A 24,515-nucleotide genomic window follows, 5' to 3' on the forward strand; every position below is an offset into this window, starting at 1 on the left:
TAGCGAAACCTGTACTAAATTGCTGTTTTTTTATATTATTTGGTTAATCGAAGCTTGTATATAGTAAATTATCTTCTACAAAAGTTCTTAACCTTTGATACTCATCTTCAAAAAATGCACCAGATTGTATTAATTCTGCTGCCTCATCTCTTGCTACTTCTAACATTTTGTAATCTTCAACTACATTGGCTACTAAGAAATCAGGTAATCCACTTTGTTTTACACCAAAGAAATCACCAGGTCCTCTCATTTCTAAGTCGCGTTCACTTAATTCAAAGCCATCTGTTGTTTGGGTCATTACATTCATACGTTCTATTCCTGTTTCTGTTTTAGGAGAAGCGATTAATACACAATAGCTTTGATGTTCACTTCTACCAACACGCCCTCTTAATTGGTGCAAAGTCGATAATCCAAAACGATCTGCATCGTAAATCATCATAAATGTTGCATTTGGTACATTAACGCCCACTTCTACAACAGTTGTAGACACTAATATATCAATTTCATGCTTACTAAATTGTTGCATCACTTGATCTTTTTCTTCAGAAGTTAATTTACCATGAAGTAATCCAACTTTTTCAGTACCATAATAAACTTGTAAAGACTCGAATAATTCAACAACATTTTGTACATCTTCTAAATGCTCTGAACTTTCTATCAATGGACAAATCACATATGCTTGTCTACCTTTTTTTAATTCAGCAGACATTTGTTTTAATACACTTTCATATGCTTCATGCTTAGACCAAGAAGTTATAATAGGTTTCCTACCTTTTGGTAACTGTTTGATTGAGGATACATCCATCTCTCCAAAAACTGAAATCGCTAATGTACGTGGAATAGGTGTCGCTGTCATAAACAAAACATTTGTCATAGCACCCTTTTCTCTCAACAATTGTCGTTGATTGACACCAAAACGATGCTGTTCATCTGTAATTACAAGACCGACATTATTAAACACAACATCATCTTGAATAAGCGCATGTGTTCCAATAATACAATCTATCTCATTTTGCTCAAGTTGTTCCAACAAAATTCTGCGCTTTTTCCCTTTAACAGAACCTGTAAGTAAAGCAATATTCATTCTGTCACCAAATATCTCCGCAAGACTTTCAGCGTGCTGTTCGGCAAGTATTTCTGTAGGTACCATTAAAGCAGATTGATAACCTGCCGTTTTTAATGCATACATACAAATTGCAGCTACTACTGTTTTCCCTGAGCCAACATCACCTTGTAATAATCTATGCATACGGATGGGTGCTTTTAAATCTCTAAATATCTCATTGACACTTTCTTTTTGTGCGTCGGTTAATTCAAATGGCAAACTTGCTATAAAATTTCTAACTAATTGAATATCATAATCAATTTCGATTGCCTCATCTGATATTTTTTCCAATCTATTTAGCCATTGCATTCTTAGTTCAAACATAAATAATTCAATAAAGGCGTATGTTCTTCTAGCTTTGAGTAATGAGGTTTTATCAGGCGCAAGGTGCAATGTTTTAATTGTATCTTCTAGCGTTTCTAATTTATATTTTGCTCTTAACGAATCTGATATCCATTCATGAATCGTGATATGTCCTAATACTTGCCTAATCATATCACGTAGTGGTTTTTGCTTTATCCCCTCTTTAATTCGATAAATAGGTTCAAATTGTACATCATCCATCGCTGATTGATTAAAAAACATTCGATTTCCGTTAATTTCTTGCTTGTTTCTATTCCATTTACCTTTAATCGTAATCGTTTGGTGTAATTCTAATTTATTTTTCAGATAAGGTTGGTTAAAAAATACGCATTTTACAGCAATATTATTAACCATTAGATGAACTTTAAGTTTAGATTTATTCCTACCAAAAAAAGCGACAGTGGGTGTTGAGTATACTTCCCCAACAACAGTCACCATCGCTTGATCTTCTGCTTCATTCAAGTCAATTACAGTATTGTCTTCATAACGCGTTGGTAGATATAAAATTAAATCCTCTACTGTATAAATGTTCAATTCATTTAATACCGCTAATCTTTTCGGACCTAAACCTTTGATTTGAGATAAAGGAAATGGACTTTCTATTAAATTGACTTTTGACATTTTAATCACCAAATATTTCTTGTTTTAAACGCTGTCCTGTCGGTGTGCCTGCTAAACCTCCACGACCAGTTTCACGCAATGCTGAAGGCATCGTTTGCCCTATTTTATACATCGCTTCTATAACTTCATCTGTCGGTATTCTAGAAGTTACACCTGCTAATGCCATATCTGCTGATACGATTGCATTAGATGCTCCAGCTGCATTTCTTTTTACACAAGGTACTTCTACTAAACCAGCTACTGGGTCACATACTAAACCTAGCATATTTTTCAAACAAATTGCAAAAGCTTCAGAAGATTGTTGAGGTGTACCACCTGCAAGCTCAACTGTTGCACCTGCTGCCATAGCCGCAGCAGAGCCAACTTCAGCCTGGCAACCTCCTGCCGCACCAGATATCGATGCATTATTTGCTACAACAAATCCAAATGCACCTGAAGTAAGTAAGAAATTCAACATATCTTTACGCGTTGGCTCTAGTCGTGGTTTCAAACCAAATAGAACGCCGGGAACTACCCCAGCTGAACCAGCTGTTGGTGTAGCACAAATTTTCCCCATTGCAGCGTTTACTTCATTTGTTGCTACTGCTTTACTCACAGCGTCTAATAATGTTGCACCAGATAAAGATTTACCTGTTTTTAAGTATTCTTTGATTAAAACAGCATCTCCACCCGTTAAACCAGTCGTTGAAGTAACACCTTCTAAGCCTTCATCTAAAGCATTTTCCATAGTTTGTAAATTCTTATCCATATGTGCATATACTTCTTCTTCTGATAGACCCGTAACTTCCATTTCTTGCTCGAGCATCACTTCATATATTTTTTTATTTTCTGTCTCACATTTTTCAATGAGTTCTTTCACACTTTTAAACATTGATAACCCTCCATTAGGCGTCGCCCATGAGTGAGACTGTCACTACACCATCGACGTTTTTTATTTTTTCTATTATTTCATCATTGATAGCATCATCTAATTCACAAGTCATTAATGCTTGGTCACCTTTTTCTTTTCTTGAAACTTGCATGCTTCCAACATTAATACTGGAATCACCTAAAATATTAGCTACGCGTCCAATCGTACCGAACGTATCTTTATGGAATACTAAAAGTGCTGGATAATTGCCACTAATTGCAATACTAAAACCATTGATTGCAACAACCTCTATTTTACCACCACCGATAGATACACCTTCAACAGAAATTTCTTTTTCTCCGTCTCTCATATTAATAATTGCAGTATTTGGATGAGAGCGTTCTTCTGCCATTTCAATAAAATTTACTTTCATCCCAATTTCTTCAGCAGTTTCCAAACTTTTTTGGATTCGATCATCGTCTGTATCATATCCTAATAAACCACCTACAAGTGCAACATCAGTACCATGACCCTTATATGTTTCCATAAATGAGCCATACAAATATATATCAACTTGTTTTGGTATTTCATTAAATAAATCTTTAGCTACTAACCCAATTCTGACTGCACCTGCTGTATGTGAAGATGATGGACCAACCATTGTTGGACCAATTATATCGAAAACTGTTTTATATTTCATAATGGATACCCCACCCTTATTTTTAATCATTCTAAAGTGTTGCGCTTACATTTCATTTGCACCTTTATCATTATAACAATTTAAGTTAACATTATAAACTAATTTTGGTTGTACTGCTTTTAATTTAAAATTGTTACAAATTGCACACTATTGTGAATTGAGTATACATATAAAATTGGTGTAAATAATTAATTTTTCACATTAAATGTTAATAAATTAAAGACAACAATTTTATAAATACTTTTCAAAAATTTTAAATCTACCAAATGTTTTATTTTACTTCAAAATAAATATACGTAACTAGATATGAAACATACCTAATTACGTATATTGATAGAACTTTTTTGTCGTTATCAACAAACTAAAATTATTCAACGGAGAACAGATATTGATATACTGGCTGATCACCTTGATGTTGATCTAGTTCAATATCTGGATATGTTGCTTCAATCCAAGATTCAACATTAGATGTTATATCACTATTGGCATCTTCACCGATAATCATAGTGATGATTTCACTTTCGTCAGTAATCATTTGAGACAACAGTTGTTTCACTGTCTCAAATTCGTCTTCATTACTTGTGATAATTTTATCTTCGATTAACCCCATAAATGCATCTTTTTTAATTTCCACACCATCAACTTTAGTATCTCTCACCGCGTAAGTAACAGAACCAGATGCTACCACTTCTAATGATTCAACCATACGTGCTTTATTGTCAGTTAGCTCGTCGGATTCATCAAAGTTAAATAATGCAGCTATTCCCTGTGGTATAGATTTCGTAGGAATGACAACAGCTTCAGCATCTACAATTGTTGCAGCCTGTTCACTCGCCATCATAATATTTTTATTATTTGGCAAGATGATTGCACGTTTACATTGTGATTGTTCAATCACTTTTACAATATCTTCTGTAGACGGATTCATTGTCTGGCCACCACTTATTAAATGTGTCGCACCCATGGATTTAAACAATTCAGATATGCCTTCTCCCATAGAAATAGCGATGACTGCAGTGTCTACTGTTGAAGTTTCTTGATTAGATTGCTGTGCATTTGTACCTTTTTGTTCTTTTTTTACAACTTCACGATGTTGTTCACGCATATTCTCAACTTTTAGTTTAATTAATTCACCATATTGCTGACCGTAATTAAAAACATCGCCGGGTTTTTCAGTATGTACATGAACTTTTACAATTTCATCATCATTAATAACTAATAATGAATCACCAAATTGGCTCATCTCTTCTCTAAAAGTATTTTCATCGAATACTTTTTTATTAACTCCAAAACGAACCATCATTTCGGTACAGTACCCATAAACAATATCTTCAGTATTAATCACACCGTGGAAGTCATGTTCTTCATTTACTAAAGTTTCTGTATCTAATTTTGGAGTTTCTGCAGTTACAGTTTCACCCTTTAACGCTTTTAGAAAACCTTCATAAACGATGACTAATCCTTTACCGCCACTGTCAACTACACCAACTTCTTTTAATACAGGTAATAAATTAGGCGTATTTTCTAAAGAAATATGAGCTTGTTCTATAATGTATGTCACAAGTTCAATGCAATCTTCTGTTTCCTGTGCCTTTTGTATACCTGCATCCGCAGCATCTCTAGCAACAGTTAAAATTGTACCTTCTACTGGTTTCATAATTGCTTTATATGCAGTGTCAACACCAGCTTTAAAACTGTCTGCTAATTGTTGTGCATTAATTTCACTAAAATCTTCTAAATTTTTACTAAAGCCTCTAAAAAGTTGTGATAAAATAACACCAGAATTACCTCGTGCACCCATTAATAAACCTTTTGAAAAGGTTTTACCTAACTCACCTATATGCTGAGATAAATTCTCTTCTACGGCTTCTCTACCTGATGTCATAGTTAAGTTCATATTTGTCCCTGTATCACCATCTGGAACCGGGTATACATTTAATGAATCTACTAAATCTGAATGATTAGATAAATTTTGTGCCCCTTGAATTATCATTTCGGCAAATAATTTACCATTTATTTTACTAACCATCTCGTTATGTCCTCCTAGTTTTTCTTGCCATTATCCACTCGTACGCCTTGTACAAATATATTAATTGAATTTACTTTAACTTTTAATGTTTGTTCTAATGTATATTTGACAGTTGATTGAACATTGCTTGCAACTTCTGATATCTTCGTACCATAACTTACAATAATGTACATATCAACATCCAACACACTATTTTCTTCTCTCACAACAATGCCTTTTGCATAATTTTCATAGCCTAATATTTCAGCAATTCCATCTCTTACTTGTTGTCTAGAAGCCATTCCTACAATGCCATAACATTCTACTGCTTTACTACCCACAACTGAAGCTATTACTTCGTTTGAAATGTCTATGCTACCATAATCATTTGTAATTTCTAATGTCATTTTATTGGGCCTCCTAGTTTATGGTTCTTACTTTATTTTTGATACTTTAAAACTTTTTATTAAGATTAAAAAATACAATATTATCCATAGTTTACAATTATATCATAAAATGAGTGTAACAAAAGTAGAAGCTATGTAAAGAAATTTTTTTTCATTTTATTGCCATTATTTTTTTTATGTGGTACATTATTCAAGTATGTAGTAGATATGTGTATTTATATTTATTAAAGGAGGTACTTTCATGGGCAAACAATGTTTCGTAACAGGTCGCAAAGCTTCAACTGGAAACAATCGTTCACACGCTTTAAATTCTTCTAAAAGAAGATGGAATGCTAACCTTCAAAAAGTTAGAATTCTTGTAGACGGAAAACCTAAAAAAGTTTGGGTTTCTGCACGTGCTTTAAAATCTGGTAAAGTAACTAGAGTTTAATAAATATAATGCACGAAAAAGACCAATCCTTATGTGGAGGATTGGTCTTTTTTTGTTTGAAATTAAATTTACTACGATGTATCAATCTTTACTTTTAATCATTAACACGCTACCTGAATGAATAGAAACAATGCCCTGTGGTTTTATTAATTCATTAGATATTGTCAATGTAGAACCTAGCTGTAAAGATGCTTGTTTCAATTCATATTTAAAATTGATTAATGAAATAACTGAGGGATATGCAATAGGAATAAATGATATATATGGGTAATTTAAATCTCTATCGATATTATAGTCTTTAGCAGATAGATATGAAATTTCATTTTGTTGATCAATGATTTTAATATTAATTTGTTTTTTTGTATATTCTGGCTTTTCTAATATTTGCAAAGCACCCATAAAGTGGTCTAAACGCCCTCCTGTTGCACCATAAACACATATTTCACTATAACCCGAACTTATCGCTTGTTCGATACCTAATGCTAAATCAGTGTCATCTTTTTCGGAATTATATGGATTAATTGCTAATTTTTCAGTCAAATAATCCTTTTCTTCTTTAGTTATTGAATCAAAATCACCGACTGCAAATTGTGGCATAATCCCTGATTCAATCAAGATTAATGCACCTCGATCAATCCCTATCCATGCCTCATTTGTTTTATTTTGTAAAATGTTTTCTGGTAAATTTCTTGCACCGCATAATAAATTGACTTTCATTGACTTCAACCTTTCAATGTTTGCGTCACTTGTTTATAATCCTTTTGTTTAAAGAAATATGAACCAGCTACTAACATAGTAGCACCGTGTTCGATTACAGTTGCAACTGTTTCGTCGTTAATACCACCATCAACTTCGATTTCAAATGATAAATTTAATTCTTTCTTCATCTTGTCAAGTTGATCTAGTTTATCAATACTTTCTTGAATGAAAGTTTGACCACCAAATCCAGGATTGACTGTCATGACAAGTACATAATCCACCATTTTCAACACTGGAATAATCGCATCAACCGATGTACCTGGGTTAATGACTACACCAGCTTTTACATTTGTCTTTTTAATTTGTTGTATCACTCTGTGAATATGTGGCGTTGCTTCTACATGTACTGAAATCATATCTGCTCCTTGCGTTGCAAAAAGCTCTACATATTTTTCAGGTTCTTCTATCATTAAATGTACATCTATTGGTAAATCAGTACCCTTCCTAACTGCTTCTAATATAGGTAATCCAATTGAAATGTTTGGAACAAATTGACCGTCCATCACATCAAAGTGCACACCATCAACACCTGCATCTTCCAAAGCCTTTAATTCCTTTTGTAATTGTAAAAAATCAGCTGATAATAATGATGGATATAATTTTGCCACTTAATATCTTTCCTTTCTGTTTGCAATTTCTTTAAATAATTGTAAATAATGTTCATATCTAAAATGAGCTATATTTCCTTTTTCTATTTCATTTTTAACGTTACATTTGGGTTCATTTATATGGTTGCAGTCTCTAAATTTACATTGTTCGCCGTATTCATTGATTTCCATGAAATAATGTTTCACTTCATCTTTTTGAATATGATTAAAATCTAGTGCGCTAAATCCAGGCGTATCAGCTATAAAGCCATTTTCTCGTTCAAATAACTCTACATGTCTTGTAGTATGTCTTCCTCTATTTAAGGCTTTAGATATATGTTGCGTTTCAATATCCAATTCAGGAAAATATTTATTTAATAACGTAGATTTCCCTACACCTGACTGACCGCTTAATACTACTAGTCCTTCACCCCATTGTGTGAAAACCTCACCGATATGGTCTTCAACACTTATAAATTGTGTATTATATCCCATCTTTTCATAAACTTTTAGTGTCTGCAATATTGTATTTTGCATGTTAGGTGAAGTAATATCCCGTTTTGTTACTAATATGCGAGGTCTCATATGATAAGAATGTGCGATTACTAAAAATCTATCCAATAACTGAGTTGAAAATTCAGGCTCTACTGCACTCATCACTAATACAAGATGATCAACATTGCTAACTGGTGGTCTTTTTAATTCATTTTTTCGTTCATGAACATGGTGAATATAACCCTCTGTAATATTTTCAACTTCAAAATCTACAACATCACCAACTATAGGCGAAAATTTATTTTTTCTAAATAATCCTCGTGGTTTTGTGTCATACATTTCTCCATTTACATCTACACGATATACACCACTTAATGATTTTATGATGCGTCCTGTTTTCACTTAGGCACCTCTCTTTTTAAAGCTTTACATACTATATTATAGCAAAGGCTTTTTAATTTAAATATGATTTGAGACTATTTCAGTTAAAAATAAATAACAGAGCATTATAACTACGAGCAACCGTAGAAATAATACTCTGTTATAAACTTTTTTTAAAAGCAGTACGCTGTGCATAAGCGCAACTAAACTCTCTTCACTTTGTTTCATTCGCCTTTCGGTTCGCTGAAGCCTTTGGCTTCTGCATAAGCGCAACTAAACTCTCTTCACTTTGTTACATTCGTTAAGTTGCGCTAAAAATCGTAAGGTATATCTTTATCAGCTACAACCTTACCATCAACTCGAATGGTATAACCAGCCGTCTCTCCTTTTTCAATAGTCATCGGAATGGTTACAGTCTTGTCATCTTTAATTTTAAAGCTTTGTGCAGCTGACGATCCTTTGTCATCTTTATCTCTCACATATACCTTCACTTCTTGACTTTCATCATCATCACCCGTATACGGAACTTGATAGGTTTCTGTATATGTTTTAGTTTGTGATTTTTCATCTTCTTTAGATGGCTTATCTTTTTGATTATCAGATTCTTTATCATCTTTTTTCTCTGATGATTTCGGTTCACCTGTGGATACCACAAATTCTATAGTTGAACCTTCATCTACTTCTTCGCCTTTAGGTGATTGACTAATGACATTATCCTTTTTAACTGTTTTATCAGAGCGCTTTTCTACAGTAGCTACTTTAAACCCTTTAGATTCCAGCTCGGATTTAGCAGTCTTAAACGATTTTTTCTCATAATCATCCACATAAACTTGTTTAACACCTAACGATTCAGTCAATTTAATATCACTATCATTGATTTTCACTCTGTCTCCTGGTGAAATACTTTGTGCTTCAATTAAACCTTTAGCAACATTTTGTTTTGTATAAGATTGGTCAACTTTAGCATCATCAATGCCTAGTTTTTTTAATTTATTTAACGCTTCTGATTTTGGTAAGCCATATAAATTTGGCATTTCTGCAGTTTTAGGACCTTTTGATAATACAATGTCTACTTTACTTTGCTGTTCTAAACGCTCACCTTTTCCTGGTGTTGTTTTAATAATTTTATTCTCCGGATACTTATCACTGTAAGCTCTTGTAGTTTTGCCTAATTCTAGTTTGTTATCTTTTAAAATACCTTCTGCTTCTTTTTCAGTTTTACCTATTAAATTAGGTGTTTCTAAATATTTATTACCAAACATTCCCATAGCCATGAAACCAAAGAGGCCAAATAAAAGTAGTACGATGATTAAACCATAGAAAAACTTTTTCTTTTTCGATCTTTTTTTCGGAGGCATCGCATATAATTGTTCCTCATTTGATTGAAAATATTGTTGATTAACAATTGGAATTTGCATGGTTTGATTCATGCTTTTTGATTTATCTTCAGCACGTGTCTGATTAGCTATTTCATTTTTATCAATGGGAACCGTTTTAGTGTCAGCATCAACAGAATGATATGGTGATTCATTCTCTCGCTCTTTTGACAGCACAGTAGACAAGTCATCTTGCATTTCTTGAACTGTTTGATAACGATCATTCTTATCTTTTTCAGTAGCTTTTAGCACGACATTGCTCAGTGATTGTGGTACTTCAGAACGTTTATTAGAAACATTAGGCATCGGATCTTGAATATGCTTTATAGCAATGCTTACTGCTGTTTCACCTGAAAATGGAGGTTGCCCTACTAACATTTCATAAAGCACAACACCAATAGAATATATATCCGTACCGTTATCTGTTGCATCACCGCGAGCTTGTTCAGGAGAAAGGTATTGAACTGTACCTAAAACATGATTTGTTTGAGTCATCGTTGTTTCACTTAATGCTTTAGCAATACCAAAATCTAATATTTTTAATGTTTGATCATGATTCACCAAAATATTTTGAGGCTTTACATCACGATGAACAATTTTTGTATCATGTGCATGCTTTATTCCTTCAATAATTTGTTCAGTAAATTTAATTACAGTTTTGATGTCTAAAGGTCGATGTTGTTGAATATATTCTGATAAAGTGGGACCTTCTATGTATTCCATCACTAAAAAGAAATTTTCATCATTTTCAGTAACATCAAAAACATTAACGATATGTTTATGTGAAAGTTGTGTTAAGTTGTGAACTTCACGCTCAAAACGCTTTATTGTTTCTTCTTTTTCACCAGAAGGTATCCTAATAGCTTTGATTGCTACATTGCGATTCAAAATAGTGTCATCAGCCAAATAAACCGTGCTCATGCCACCGCCGCCAAGCTTTTTTATCACTTTATAACGTTCGCTTATTAATTTTCCAATCATACCTTATCTCCTTCAATTTCTGCTAAAACAATGCTCACATTATCATTTGTTTCTTGTGATAATGCTAATTCAATAAGATTCCGACCATGTGTTTCTAGATCATTTTCTTGCATTAATTCTTCTTGAATCATATGATTTCTTGCAAAATCTGTTAATCCATCCGAATTTAATAATAGAAAATCATAAAAATTGGTTCTTTTTACAAAAATATCTGGTGTTACTACTTTATCCGTACCCATGACTTTTGTAATGATATTCTTTTGGGGATGATTAAATGCTTCTTCGACACTAATTTGCCCAATCATTACTAAGTGATTAACGAAGGAATGATCATTTGTAATTTGTTCAATTTCTCTACTATTAATCAAATATCCCCTTGAATCACCAATATTTGCGACAACGACATAATCATCAAATACAAGTGCACAAACACAAGTTGTTCCCATACCATGATAGTCTGCATTGTCAACTGAGAGTTGATATAATTCACGGTTAATCGCTTTTAGTGTGGTTCTCAGCCAATCTTCAGCTTGGTTAGGTTCAATTAAATTTTCTTCTTCAAAACGACGTTGCAACTCATCTGTCACATATTGACTTGCTACTTCTCCTGCTAAATGTCCACCCATACCATCACAGAGTACAAGTAATTGTTGTTCTGTTTGATTAAAGAACACACCACCTGCATCTTCGTTCTTATCACGATATTGACCTGTGTCAGTAAAAAATTGTGCTTTTAGCATACTATTACCTCGTTTCTACTTTTCGTTCCTTAGCTCTTAATTGACCACATGCTGCATCGATATCAGCACCTTGTTCTCTTCTTATTGTTGCATTAATACCTAGTCTCTTTAATTCTTTTTCAAATTTAAAAATATCCTCTTTAGGTGTCTTAACGTAATTTCTTTCTGGTACATGATTTACAGGTATTAAATTCACATGACAGTTTAATTTTTGGATTAAATGTGCTAATTCTCTTGCATGTTCAACTTGGTCGTTGACTCCTCCAAACAGTCCATATTCAAATGTAATACGTCTATTTGTTGTTTCTTGATAATATTTAATGGCTTCCATTAATTTTTCAACATTATACGCTCGATTAATAGGCATTAAACGAGAACGAATTTCGTCATTAGCACCATGTAAGCTTACTGCAAAATTTATTTGAATATCTTCGTCAGCAAAATCATAAATTCTAGGTATAATACCAGAAGTAGAAACAGTAATATGACGCGCACCTATATTTAAACCATTATCATGGTTAACAATCTTTAAAAAGTCCATCATTTCATCATAGTTTTCAAATGGCTCACCAATTCCCATGATTACAATTTGTGATACACGTTCATCGGTTTCATCTAATGCTTTTTGGACAGTGAGTACCTGAGATACAATTTCTCCCGCTTCTAAATTACGCTTTAGGCCACCTAATGTGGATGCACAGAATGTACAACCTATACGGCAACCCACTTGAGTAGTAACACATACGGAGTTCCCATATTCATGTCTCATTAATACTGTTTCAATCGTGTAACCATCTTGTAATTCAAATAAAAACTTAATCGTTCCGTCTCTACTTTCTTGTTTAACTACTGTAGTCATCACTGTCATTGCAAAATGGTCTTTCAAAAGTGCTCTTAGCTCTTTAGACAAATTTGTCATTTCATCAATGCTATCTACTCGTTTTTCATATAACCATTCAAAGATTTGTTTCGCTCTGAATTTTTGTTGTCCATTTTCTTTTAACCAATTTTCCATTTCATCATATCTCAAAGAGTAAATAGATTGCTTTTCGAAATTGGGAAGAAATTTATTTTTTTTCTTCTTCTCTGCAGTTATCATTATTTATTGTTCCTTTCTTTTTATCCTAGTAATGAAAAAGCCATCAGAATTAAATTGCTGTGGTAGCACCTGTAACGTTTTTACTTTTTCTCCACTGATTGGATGTTCAAATAAATCAAATTCAAAATCTTTATTTTCTTTTAAAAATGTATATATAACATTTTCATTTTCTAACTGTTCTATCGTACAAGTTGAATAAACTAATGTGCCGCCAGGTCGTAAATGATTTTTCACGTTATTTAAAATTTCTAGTTGAATATTCACTAAAGATTGAATGCTTTGTTGACTTTGTTCATATTTGATTTCTGGCTTATGTCTAAGCACACCCAAGCCACTACAAGGTGCATCTACCAAAATCTTATCATACACTTTATCATAATTTTCCGTCGCATCGTGACTAAAAGCAGAAATGTTAGATAATCGTAATTTTCGAATATTAAAATCAATCAAGTCGATTTTATGTTCATGGATATCTGTCGCATCTACATGTCCAGTACCGTGAAGCCTTTCTGCTATATGGCATGCCTTTCCGCCAGGTGCACTACAAGCATCTAATACAAGGTCGCCATCTTGGAGATTCATTACATCAGCTACAAACATAGAGCTTTTATCTTGGATAGACACTAGACCATCTTTAAATACACGTGACTCTATAATTGGTTTACCACTAATATGTAAACAAATTGTAATGTCACTATCTTGCGTTACGGTATAACCTTCGTCTTCTAAACGTTGCATCACATTTTCAACTGAAATTCTTGTCAAATTGACCCTTACAGTTGTTGTCACTTTTGTTAAAAATGATTGTGCAATTGCTTCAGTTTCTTCTATTCCAAAGTGTGTAACCCAGTGATCAACAAGCCATTTGGGCAAACTATATTGAATAGCAATACGCTTCTTATCGTCCGTAATTTCATTAAAATTTGGTAATTCACTGCGCATAAGGTTTCTCAAAATCCCATTAACCACATTACCGTTATGTGGGCCACCTTTATATTTTGCTATATTAACAGCTTCATTAATAATTGCATGTTCAGGAACTTTATCCAAGTATATATATTGATAGATACTCATCCACAGTAATTGTCTGACCCAACCTTTAAGTTTTGTTTGTACGAAAGGTTTCAAATAATAATCAAGTGTATATTTTCTTTTTAATGTACCATATACCAATTCGGTTAATAAATTCTTATCTGCCCGGCTTAAATCATTATTGGTTAATACCTCGTTAATAATAATATTACTATATGCCTTATCATTAATAATATCTTGTAATGTTTCAAAAGCTAATAATCTTACATTAGTTTCAATTGTCATTTTAATACCTTCCCAACGAGTGTTGATTGCACACCACTTAAGTAATTAGCTGTAGGCATTCTTTTTTTACCTGCAACTTGAATCTCTGTTAAAGCAATCGCATCGTTAGAACCTGTAGCCACAATAATTGCTTTCTTAGTTGTCTCTAATATTGTACCCGGTTCACCATCTTTATCATTTTCAATGCGAGAAGCATAGACCTTTAAATTTTCTTCATCCATTATTGTGTAAGCAACTGGCCATGGAGACAAGCCTCTAATGTGGTTATAAATTACTTCAGCAGGTTCTGACCAATCAATTTTTTCATCTTCACGACGAATGTTAGATGCAAATGTTGCTTCGTCTTCATTTTGAACAATACTTTCATTCGTACCATTAATAATAGAAGGAAGTGTTTCTTTTAATAATTCAGCACCTAAAAAGCTTAATTTATCATGCATCACACCAACATCATCTTGTGGTTCAATATCGATTGCTTTTTGAGATATAATATTGCCAGCATCCAATTTCTTAGCCATATACATGATAGAAATACCAGTTTGTTTTTCTCCATCAATAATCGCTTGATGTATGGGAGCACCACCTCTATATTTAGGCAATAATGATGCATGCACATTGATAGCACCTAACTTTGGTGAATCCAATAAAGTTTGTGGTAATAATTGGCCAAATGCTGCAGTAACAATTAAATCCGCGTTCAAATCAATCAACATCTGTAATTCTTCAGATTGTGACAGTTTTTCCGGTTGATATACAGGAATTGCATGTTCTATCGCAACTTGTTTCACTGGTGGTGGTGTTAATTTTCGTTTTCTGCCAACTGGTCGATCAGGTTGTGTAACTACTGCTATGACATTATGTTCTGCAATTAACATTTCTAACACTTTTGTCGAAAAATCAGGTGTTCCCATAAAAATAATTCTACTCATTTTCAAAATACGCCTCCACTTCTGCTTCAGTCAAAATTTTATCCGCACGTTCTGTAAAAAACTTCCCTTCAAAATGATCAATCATATGTAATATCATACGTGCAATATCATCATATGCTGTCATCTCTACTTCGTTTCCATTTTTATCATTACTTTTAACAACAATCATTTTACTTCTTTCAACTTCACCATAAATGTCAGGTAATGAAATAGATCCTTCTAAGTCAGTTACTTTTTGGTCTGATTCTCGAATAATTTTTGGATTGATAAGTTGTAACAATCCATCTATTTCCATATCGATAATAGCTACTTTTTGTAAGATGCCAATTTGTGGCGCACATATGGCAGAAGCTTCAACTTCATACATAGTGTCTTCTAAATCGAGCAATAATTGAGCTAAGTTTTCATCAAATCGCGTTACATCAGGAACGTTTTTATGTAAAATTGGATTTTCTGCTGCAACAAGTTGCTTTATTGTCATACAAATTACTCCTCATAAAAATTCATCACATCATTATAACTTATTTTAGTTAAATTTGCACCAAGCTTTGATGAAATGCAAGCGTTGAAACAATACATATTGTCCTTTTTACGCTTTTGCTTCATCACAAAATATAACCGCAAGCTCTCACATACAAGCTTACGGTGTAATATATCTTTATGCTACAGTTAACTTTTGTAAAATCATAACGATAACTTATTGATTTGATTACCAAATTCATCAAAATTGTTTTCGTCCAACCAATTTTCAAACTTACTTTTATAAAGTGACCACTCATCTGCTAACATAGCAAGCCAGTATGTATCTCTACTTCGTTGTTTATAAATAGTATGATGTTTAAATAAACCTTCATATTTGAACCCAAGTCGTTTTGCCGCTTTTATAGATGGTTCGTTGAATGCATCACACTTCCATTCATACCTTCTATAACCCAACGTGTCAAAAATATATTTCGCTAATAAGTAGTGTGTCTCTGTAGCTATACGAGTTTGTTTCATTTTATTAGCATAATGAATATGCCCAACTTCAATCGTTGCATTTTGTTCATTTATTCTCAATAATGATAAAATGCCTACCGCATCATTATCGAATTGATCAATTATAGCAAAAAAGTATGGATCTTTTGTTTGTCTTTTATTATTTATATATGCTGCAAAATCCTCATAACTTTTAGGCTGCTCATCCGGTAAATAAGTCCAATTAGGTGCATCTTCTTGTTCCTTGAAATGATTAAATAAAGGGTTAATATGTTGCGTAGCTAATTTTTCTAACCTACAGTACTTCCCTTCTATCACATCAACGGTTGGTGCTTTGGGTTGAGTGAAATTGATTAATGACTTACCAATAGGTTGTTTAAACTGATTATATTCCATTTATTTCCTCCCTTTTAAAATCAATAAGTATAAACCATTATCATATAATATTTCCATTAACGATTAAGCATTGTAATGTTTAGCAATTGCATATAATATATTTATAACAATTCTTATAAATTAATAATATGCTATCACTATTATTTATATTACGAAAGCATTTTTATTAATAGGTTTACATAATTTATGATATGAATTAATAAAAAAGTAGAAGTAAAAAGAAATCAATAATAGTTTAATTGAATTCTCTTACTTCTACTTCTACTTCTTAATTTTATATTTAGATTTATTATATATTGAAAGGTTTAACTTTAATTATTATTTCAAAAAAATTTATATCTAATACTGTTCACTTCATTATTTTATAACTCAATAGTCATGGATGATGCATTTTTTATGAAACCAATTTTAGAATATAATGGTTCTGCATTAGTAGAAGCTTTTAAATTAACTATATTGACTTGTTCTGTTTTACACTTTAATAAAAGCTCATCTAAAATTTGTTTACTTAAACCTAACCCTCTGTACAATTTAGTTGTATAAACATTGGTAATATAGCCTTCAACACCAGAATAATTATCATATGCGGGTGGTATTTGTTGAAAAATAACTGCTCCTGTAGATACAACTTGTTGATTATCTATCATAAATACTTGGTAGATGTTTTCTTTGTCAAAAACATCTTCAAAATATTCTCTCATATTATCATCAATATCTTCCGTAGCAAGCATACCTTGATCAAGTAATTGTTCTTTTCTTAATTTTATAATTGTTTCAATATCATTTTTATTTGCAATTCTCATCTCCATATCTAGTACTCCTTTTAAAGAAATATGAGCAAATAAATTTACTATATCTATCAATCATATTCAACCAATAATATTTATAATTTAATAAAAAATAGGGCTATCAAATCAGCAAAAACCGATTTACAGACCCCACTTTTAAAAAAGAAAAATATTAACTATCTAACCTGTAACTTAATCGCTAAACAACAGGTTTTTATTACTTGCTATCCTACGGTCGAAATTTATTTGTAAACAAGCATATTAAAAATTTAGTATTCTAATGTTAAAACTTACGATTCGATATCACAAATCTAACAAAAGCAAAAGTTGCTTTGCTAAAATAAGACTAACGCGTATTCAGTAATTTAATAATATACCATGTTAAATTACTGCCCTTTTTCTGCCCCTATTTTATTTTTGGCAACCTAAAAAAGTTTTTAAACACTACGGTTAAACCACATTTAATAGTGTTCTACATCATCATTTGAGGATTAATGTCAATCTTCAGTGATAATTTGTCTTTTAAATATTGATCATGATAAAAATCATCTAAATATTTTAGCGCTTCGTGTAATGAAGGTTCGCTTTTATATTTAATTAATATTTGAAAGCGGTATTCATTATTAATTCGTGATAAAGCTGCTGGAGAAGGACCTAACACTAATGCCTTATCTGATAAATGTTGTAACAATATTTTGTGTATGTGTTTAGAAGCTTCCATTACTTTTTTCATATCTTTGTGTGCAATCGTAAAATTAATTAAAAAGAAGTATGGCGGGTATTTACCTAACTTTCTATAATTCATTTCTTTTTCAAAAAAGGAATGATAGTCATTTTCTTGAACATCTTTAATTGCATAATGATCAGGATTATACGTTTGAATAATCACTTGCCCCTCTTTTTCATGGCGGCCCGCACGACCTGAAACCTGTGTCAACAATTGATATGTACGCTCACTAGCTCTAAAGTCAGGCAAATTCAACATCGTATCAGCATTTAATACGCCAACTAACGTAATATTTGGAAAGTCTAAACCTTTCGCTATCATTTGTGTCCCCAGTAAAATATCCCCTTTACCTGAACCAAAGTCATCTAATAATTGTTCATGTGCACCTTTTCGAGAAGTAGTATCAACATCCATACGAATAATCTTTGCTTCCTGAAAATTTTCTTGTAATAATTCTTCAACTCTTTGCGTACCCGTTCCAACCTGTCTAATATGTTCACTTTCACAGTTAGGACACTTATTGGGTGGGATTTCTTGATGGCCACAATAATGGCATTTCAATTGATCCGTTGATTTATGATATGTTAATGAAATATCGCAATTAGGACATTGAGGTACATGACCACAATCACGACACAACATAAATGACGCATAGCCACGTCTATTTAAAAATAAAACAACTTGTTCTTTTTTATCTAATCGCTCTTGAATCGCCTGACGCAAATCTTCTGAAAACATAGAACGATTTCCAGATGCAAGTTCAGCGCGCATATCTACGATGTTCACTTCTGGCAATGCTTGTTGATTCACTCTATGAGGTAATGATAAAAGTTCATAAACATCTTTAGTTGCACGTGCATATGTTTCCAAACTTGGCGTGGCACTGCCTAATACTAAAGGACATTGATGATATTGACTGCGCCATTGTGCGATATCTCTGGCATGGTATCTTGGATAGTCCTCTTGTTTATACGAAGACTCGTGCTCTTCATCAATAATAATCATACCTAAATCTTTAAAAGGGGCAAACACACTGGAACGAGCACCAACGCTCACACTCGCTTTACCATCTCTAATTTTTTGCCATTCATCATAACGTTCACCTTTAGATAATCCTGAATGTAAAACTGCAACTTCATCCCCAAATCTTCGCTTAAATCTTAATACCATTTGAGGTGTGAGTGCAATTTCCGGTACTAACATCATCGCTTGTTTGCCCTGATTGAGTACTTTTTCTATAGTTTGTAAGTAAACTTCCGTCTTCCCAGAACCCGTTACGCCGTGTAATAAAAATGTCCGTTGCTCACTTTTATTAATTGTCTCAAGTATGGCATTATATGCTTCTTGTTGTTCGTGTGTAAGTTGTTGCTTTTGATCTTGTTCAAATACTCGTGTCGCAAAAGGATCGCGCTCTACAGTTGTATCATATTTCTCAATAAAACCTTTACGAGCTAATGTCTCAATGCTAGATTTTGAAAAGCCCATTTCTTCTAATTGCTTTAAAAAAACAACGTGATGGCTTTCATCAATTAAATAAGCATATAATTCATATTGTTTTTTTGATTTTTCTAAAGAACCTAATACCATATCATAATCAAAACCTTCGACGATGCGCACTGCACGTTGTTTCTTTTTCTTTAAACTTTGAGATAAAATGGTATCTTCAAGAATTGCTCCTTGCTTTAAAAATGGTGCAATGAGCGTTAAGTCTTCATTTTTTTGTGCTTCTTTATATGCATAATGCCCTTCTGAATCAAATCGTTTCAACAATTTTTCTGGTATAGCTTCAGCATTTTCAACTGCAAAAACTTTGGTATATTTAGCTTTGATTGCACTTGGAAGCATAACCTCTAACATAGAAATTCGCTTTGTAACAAAATAAGTATGATACCAGTCTGTAAGTTGTATTAATTCTTTCGTTAATTCAGGTTTAATATCTTGTATCTCTTTTATTTCTTTTAATTTTGATATGTCCATATCAGTGTCAGGTTGCTTAGTGATGTCCATGACATAACCTTGTATCGTTCTCGGTCCAAAAGGTACAATTACACGCATACCAACTTCAATCATCGCTTGAAATTTTTGTGGAATTAAATAATCAAATGTAAAGTCAACACTTTTAGATGGGATATCTACGATTACTTTTGCTATCATTTTATTGCCACCTTGTTTCTAAACTATCTAGTATATACTCCGCTAATATGACTTTTTTGTGTTTTCCTAACGCTATAGTTTCACCGTTTTTATAGTACATTGTATATGCATTATCATCAGAGCTAAATCCAATTGTGCGATCGCCAACATTATTCGCTATGATGACATCTGCGTTTTTACTTTTTAATTTTTTTTGAGCATATGTTTCAATGTTTTGTGTTTCTGCTGCAAAACCAACTAAAAATTGATTACCTTTATGTTCTCCCAAATATTTTAAAATATCGGGTGTGCGTTTAAAAGTAACCGTCAAATCACCTTGTTGTTTTTTTAGTTTATGCTCTAACAATTCTGTTGGAGCATAATCTGATACTGCTGCAGATTTAAAGACAATATCCATGTTCTCGAATCGTGTTTTAACCGCTTCAAACATCTGCTGTGCACTTTCTACTTGTATGACTTCCACATTTTTCGGTGGTGTTAGTTTGGTTGGACCAGATATAAGTGTCACGGTCGCCCCTCTTTGAGCTAAAGATTCTGCTAGCGCATATCCCATTTTGCCTGATGAGCGATTGGATAAATAACGAACTGGATCTAGTTCTTCTATGGTTGGTCCAGCAGTCACCAAAGCTTTCATACCGTTAAATTTACTATTTTTTGGTGTTGATATGTCGTGTTGAAAATATTGATTTAACCTTTCTACGATTTGCAGAGGCTCTTCCATTCTACCTTTTGCAACGTAGCCACATGCTAAGAAACCTTCACCAGGTTCTAAGAAATAATACCCATCTGAACTTAACGTTGCTAAATTATGTTGCGTTCTTTTATTCTCATACATATGTACATTCATTGCTGGAGCGATAAATTTAGGTGTTTCTGTAGCTAATAGTGTTGATGTGACCATGTCATCAGCAATACCGTTTGCTAGTTTAGCGATTATATTTGCAGTTGCCGGTGCAACTACAATTGCATCTGCCCAATCTCCTAAAGCTACATGTTGAATTTCTTCTGGATTGTGTTCTTTAAAAGTGCTCGTATAAACAGGATTTCTACCGATGGCTTGAAAAGCTAAAGGAGTTACAAACTCTTGTGCATGGTCTGTTAACATCACTCTGACATTATAATCAGCCTGTGTGAGTTTACTCGTTAAATCTATTGCTTTATACGCAGCGATACCACCAGATACAGCAAGTAATATATTTTTCATCGTAGTTCTCCTCCAAATAATTTATATCTTTCTATTAATGGTTTAACATAGTAGTTTATATATTTAATCTTCAATATAACCAAAAATGGACAAATGTTTTTATTCTGCATTAGGTTAATGTATAGGATTACATAGCATGTTTTCATTTTCATTAGTGAAATTAACTTTTAATATTTTAGCTATATTGCTTTAAGTATAAATATGGTTACTGCTTATTATACACAAATCAATGTCCAAATTAAAAAAGCACACCTTGGCTATGAAACCTCAAAGTCATCGCATGCATCCGACTTTTGAAGTGCACATTATTAACCCGGTGTACTTTTCAAAATTATAAAATTATATTATTCAACATTCGCTTAGAAAGTGTTATTTAGTAGTTTCAGGATAAACTTCGCCACCAGCAATTTCTTCCAATGCTTTTCCCACTGATTTTTCAGAGTTATATTTGCTTAATAGCGTACTATTTGGATGCTCGTCCAACTCACGTGCACGTTTAGCAGCAGTCGTAGCGATTAAATACTTTGATGTGATTTTTGATGTTAAATCATTTAATGGTGGATATAACATTATTTTTTTGCCTCCAATATCATTTTTCTATATTTTGCTTCAATTCTTTCCCTTTTCAAATGCTCAGCTTCAACAATAGATTGAATACGTTGCTTAGCTAATTCAACTTCATCATTAACCACAACATAATCATATAAATTCATCATTTCAACTTCTTTACGAGCTTCGAGTACTCTACTTTGAATTTTTTCATCAGACTCAGTACCACGTCCTACTAAGCGTTCACGTAAATGATCTAAACTTGGTGGTGCTAGAAAAATAAATAATGCATCAGGGAACTTTTTACGAACTTGTTTGGCACCTTCTACTTCAATTTCTAAAAATACGTCATGTCCTTGGTCCATAGTATCTTTTACGTATTGCACCGGTGTACCATAATAATTACCCACATACTCTGCATATTCTATAAATTGATCTTGTTTAATTAATGCTTCAAACTCTGATTTTGTTTTGAAGAAATAATCTACACCATCGACTTCACCTTCACGCATATTACGTGTCGTCATCGAGATAGAATATTTATAAGATGTGGTTGGGTCATCAAATATTTTTTTTCTAACTGTACCTTTTCCTACACCAGAAGGTCCAGAAAGTACAATTAACAAACCTTTCTCATTATCCATGCCTTACTACCTCTCTAAGCTATTCTTCTATTATTAAACTATGATACCATAATGAGCGTTTGGTTGTATAGCATACGTTCAAACAATCTTTGCTCATGACCAAATCTTTTCATCATGTTACAATATGATGAATGACTAAAAATAAGGTGGCTGATAGTAATGGCATACGATGGTTTATTTACACGAAAAATGGTAGAGTCTTTACAATTTCTCGTTGATGGTAGAATTCATAAAATCAATCAACCTGAAAACGATGCAATCATCATGGTAATACGTCAAAATCGTAAAAACCATCAACTTCTACTCTCGATCCATCCTAGTTTTGCTAGAATGCATTTAACAGATAAAAAATACGATAATCCATTTGAACCACCAATGTTTGCAAGAGTATTTCGTAAACATTTAGAGGGTGGTTTTATTAAAGCAATAAGACAAATAGGAAATGATAGACGTGTAGAAATAGATATACACAGTAAAGATGAAATTGGTGATACCACTTACCGTACAATTATTTTAGAAATAATGGGTAAACACAGTAATTTAATATTAGTAGATAATCAACGCAAGATTATTGAAGGTTTTAAACATTTAACGCCTAATACAAATCAATATCGTACAGTAATGCCCGGGTTTCAATACGAAGCACCCCCTACGCAAAATAAAACAAATCCATATGATATTACAGGTACAGAAGCTTTAAAATTCATTGATTTCAATAGTGGGAAAATCGCTAGACAGCTATTAAATCAATTTGAAGGCTTTAGTCCTTTAATTACGAACGAAATCGTCAATCGCAAACAATTTATGACAACTGAAACGTTACCAGAGGCATTTGATTCTGTAATGAATGAGACAAAGGAATTACCTACCCCTGTTTTTCATAAAAATCATGAAACAGGAAAAGAAGATTTCTACTTCATGTATTTAAATCAGTTTTACGATGATATGGTTGAATATGATTCTTTACATGATTTATTAGATAGATATTATGATGCCAGAGGCGAAAGAGAACGCGTTAAACAACGTGCAAATGATTTAGTTAAATTTGTCCAGCAACAGTTGCATAAATATCAAAATAAATTAAGTAAATTAATCGATGAACAAGAGGGTACTAAAGATAAAGAAGTACAGCAATTATTTGGCGAATTAATCACTGCCAATATTTATAGAATTAAACAAGGCGATGAGTATCTAACGACTACTAATTATTATGATGGTAATGAAGTAACTATTCCTTTAGATACCACAAAATCACCAGCAACGAATGCCCAAATGTATTATAAAAAATATAATAAATTGAAAACACGTGCACACGAATTAACACGTCAAATTGATTTAACTAAAGAAAACATCACATATTTTGAAAATATAGAACAACAACTTACACATATATCCGTCGAGGATATTGATGACATTAGAGAAGAACTTGCCGAACAAGGTTATATGAAGCAACGCAAACAAAAAAATAAGAAAAAGAAACCTACCATTCAATTACAGGAATATGTCTCAACTGACGGAGATACTATGCTTGTAGGAAAGAATAATAAGCAAAATGATTATTTAACAAATAAAAAGGCAAGCAAACAGCATCTCTGGTTTCATACAAAAGACATTCCTGGTTCTCATGTGGTGATTTTAAATGATGCTCCTAGTGAAAATACTATAAAAGAAGCGGCTATGCTGGCTGGTTATTTTTCAAAAGCTGGTAATTCTGGTCAAATACCAGTAGATTATACTGAAATTAAACACGTTCATAAACCTTCTGGCGCAAAACCAGGGTTTGTAACATATGATCATCAAAAAACACTCTATGCTACACCTGATTACGACCATATTCAAAAAATGAAAGTGACATCATAAACGTAAAATACTTTAAAGTTGTAGTAGCCATATCTCTATAAATTAAAAACAAGGCTAAGATCATGAG

At 32.7% G+C, this 24,515-nt stretch carries 22 protein-coding genes; 2 read left to right on the forward strand and 20 right to left on the reverse strand.

Translation table 11 applies throughout. The features are described 5' to 3' along the window. Positions 1-43: 43 nt before the first annotated feature. The 5 genes from recG to KA926_RS04185 form a co-directional block, all read right to left on the reverse strand. On the reverse strand, positions 44-2,089 hold the full coding sequence (gene recG / locus KA926_RS04165) for an ATP-dependent DNA helicase RecG (RefSeq protein ID WP_210143643.1): 2,046 nt from the start codon (positions 2,087-2,089) through the stop codon (positions 44-46). Position 2,090: 1 nt separating this feature from the next. Further along, positions 2,091-2,960 (reverse strand): L-serine ammonia-lyase, iron-sulfur-dependent, subunit alpha, encoded by an 870-nt coding sequence (gene sdaAA / locus KA926_RS04170; protein WP_019467946.1) that lies wholly within the window; start codon positions 2,958-2,960, stop codon positions 2,091-2,093. Between the two features lie 13 nt (positions 2,961-2,973). Next, on the reverse strand, positions 2,974-3,639 hold the full coding sequence (gene sdaAB / locus KA926_RS04175) for an L-serine ammonia-lyase, iron-sulfur-dependent subunit beta (RefSeq protein WP_040030555.1): 666 nt from the start codon (positions 3,637-3,639) through the stop codon (positions 2,974-2,976). A 367-nt stretch (positions 3,640-4,006) separates the two neighbouring features. Then, a complete protein-coding gene (gene fakA / locus KA926_RS04180; protein ID WP_192946746.1) occupies positions 4,007-5,668 on the reverse strand; it encodes a fatty acid kinase catalytic subunit FakA in 1,662 nt (553 codons plus the stop codon). 14 nt (positions 5,669-5,682) lie between these two features. Further along, the gene (locus tag KA926_RS04185; protein WP_019467949.1) at positions 5,683-6,054 is read right to left on the reverse strand and encodes an Asp23/Gls24 family envelope stress response protein; all 372 of its coding nucleotides are present in this window, start codon (positions 6,052-6,054) and stop codon (positions 5,683-5,685) included. 241 nt (positions 6,055-6,295) lie between these two features. Between KA926_RS04185 and rpmB the strand changes: the two genes are divergently transcribed. Next, positions 6,296-6,484 carry a 50S ribosomal protein L28 gene (gene rpmB / locus KA926_RS04190; RefSeq protein ID WP_002483503.1) on the forward strand — a complete coding sequence of 63 codons (189 nt, stop codon included), beginning with the start codon at positions 6,296-6,298 and terminating at the stop codon, positions 6,482-6,484. Positions 6,485-6,565: 81 nt separating this feature from the next. Here the strand turns inward: rpmB and KA926_RS04195 are convergent, their stop codons facing one another. The 15 genes from KA926_RS04195 to gmk form a co-directional block, all read right to left on the reverse strand. Continuing rightward, the gene (locus tag KA926_RS04195; protein ID WP_192946747.1) at positions 6,566-7,201 is read right to left on the reverse strand and encodes a thiamine diphosphokinase; all 636 of its coding nucleotides are present in this window, start codon (positions 7,199-7,201) and stop codon (positions 6,566-6,568) included. A 5-nt stretch (positions 7,202-7,206) separates the two neighbouring features. After that, positions 7,207-7,851 carry a ribulose-phosphate 3-epimerase gene (rpe, locus tag KA926_RS04200; RefSeq protein WP_192946748.1) on the reverse strand — a complete coding sequence of 215 codons (645 nt, stop codon included), beginning with the start codon at positions 7,849-7,851 and terminating at the stop codon, positions 7,207-7,209. Beyond that, entirely contained in the window at positions 7,852-8,727 is an 876-nt protein-coding gene (rsgA, locus tag KA926_RS04205; protein ID WP_107505142.1) for a ribosome small subunit-dependent GTPase A, read from the reverse strand. A 290-nt stretch (positions 8,728-9,017) separates the two neighbouring features. Next, positions 9,018-11,063 (reverse strand): Stk1 family PASTA domain-containing Ser/Thr kinase, encoded by a 2,046-nt coding sequence (pknB, locus tag KA926_RS04210; protein ID WP_210143644.1) that lies wholly within the window; start codon positions 11,061-11,063, stop codon positions 9,018-9,020. Beyond that, positions 11,060-11,803: a Stp1/IreP family PP2C-type Ser/Thr phosphatase gene (locus KA926_RS04215; protein WP_192946749.1), complete on the reverse strand. Its 744-nt coding sequence runs from the start codon at positions 11,801-11,803 to the stop codon at positions 11,060-11,062. Before KA926_RS04215 ends, pknB begins: the two co-directional genes overlap by 4 nt. A 4-nt stretch (positions 11,804-11,807) precedes the next feature. Then, positions 11,808-12,902, reverse strand: coding sequence for a dual-specificity RNA methyltransferase RlmN (rlmN, locus tag KA926_RS04220; protein ID WP_019467762.1), 1,095 nt, complete (start codon positions 12,900-12,902; stop codon positions 11,808-11,810). 3 nt (positions 12,903-12,905) lie between these two features. Continuing rightward, a complete protein-coding gene (gene rsmB, locus KA926_RS04225; protein WP_233422660.1) occupies positions 12,906-14,213 on the reverse strand; it encodes a 16S rRNA (cytosine(967)-C(5))-methyltransferase RsmB in 1,308 nt (435 codons plus the stop codon). A gap of 2 nt (positions 14,214-14,215) precedes the next feature. Then, positions 14,216-15,148 carry a methionyl-tRNA formyltransferase gene (gene fmt, locus KA926_RS04230; RefSeq protein WP_192946750.1) on the reverse strand — a complete coding sequence of 311 codons (933 nt, stop codon included), beginning with the start codon at positions 15,146-15,148 and terminating at the stop codon, positions 14,216-14,218. Next, on the reverse strand, positions 15,141-15,629 hold the full coding sequence (locus KA926_RS04235; protein ID WP_107384638.1) for a peptide deformylase: 489 nt from the start codon (positions 15,627-15,629) through the stop codon (positions 15,141-15,143). Before KA926_RS04235 ends, fmt begins: the two co-directional genes overlap by 8 nt. Positions 15,630-15,832: 203 nt before the next feature. Continuing rightward, on the reverse strand, positions 15,833-16,522 hold the full coding sequence (locus KA926_RS04240) for a GNAT family N-acetyltransferase (protein ID WP_192946751.1): 690 nt from the start codon (positions 16,520-16,522) through the stop codon (positions 15,833-15,835). Positions 16,523-16,884: 362 nt separating this feature from the next. Continuing rightward, a complete protein-coding gene (locus KA926_RS04245) occupies positions 16,885-17,331 on the reverse strand; it encodes a GNAT family N-acetyltransferase (RefSeq protein ID WP_107384640.1) in 447 nt (148 codons plus the stop codon). A 451-nt stretch (positions 17,332-17,782) separates the two neighbouring features. Beyond that, positions 17,783-20,191 (reverse strand): primosomal protein N', encoded by a 2,409-nt coding sequence (gene priA, locus KA926_RS04250; RefSeq protein WP_192946752.1) that lies wholly within the window; start codon positions 20,189-20,191, stop codon positions 17,783-17,785. A 1-nt stretch (position 20,192) separates the two neighbouring features. Continuing rightward, positions 20,193-21,395 carry a bifunctional phosphopantothenoylcysteine decarboxylase/phosphopantothenate--cysteine ligase CoaBC gene (gene coaBC / locus KA926_RS04255; RefSeq protein WP_192946753.1) on the reverse strand — a complete coding sequence of 401 codons (1,203 nt, stop codon included), beginning with the start codon at positions 21,393-21,395 and terminating at the stop codon, positions 20,193-20,195. 369 nt (positions 21,396-21,764) lie between these two features. Further along, the gene (rpoZ, locus tag KA926_RS04260) at positions 21,765-21,965 is read right to left on the reverse strand and encodes a DNA-directed RNA polymerase subunit omega (protein ID WP_192946754.1); all 201 of its coding nucleotides are present in this window, start codon (positions 21,963-21,965) and stop codon (positions 21,765-21,767) included. After that, positions 21,965-22,588 (reverse strand): guanylate kinase, encoded by a 624-nt coding sequence (gmk, locus tag KA926_RS04265; protein ID WP_019467771.1) that lies wholly within the window; start codon positions 22,586-22,588, stop codon positions 21,965-21,967. The genes rpoZ and gmk overlap by 1 nt, the downstream gene beginning before the upstream one ends. A gap of 159 nt (positions 22,589-22,747) precedes the next feature. Here gmk and KA926_RS04270 point away from each other — a divergent pair, with 159 nt between their 5' ends. After that, positions 22,748-24,448, forward strand: coding sequence for an Rqc2 family fibronectin-binding protein (locus tag KA926_RS04270; protein WP_192946755.1), 1,701 nt, complete (start codon positions 22,748-22,750; stop codon positions 24,446-24,448). Positions 24,449-24,515: the final 67 nt, after the last annotated feature.

The organism is Staphylococcus sp. GDY8P94P, assembly GCF_017892255.1.
GTDB lineage: Bacteria > Bacillota > Bacilli > Staphylococcales > Staphylococcaceae > Staphylococcus > Staphylococcus cohnii.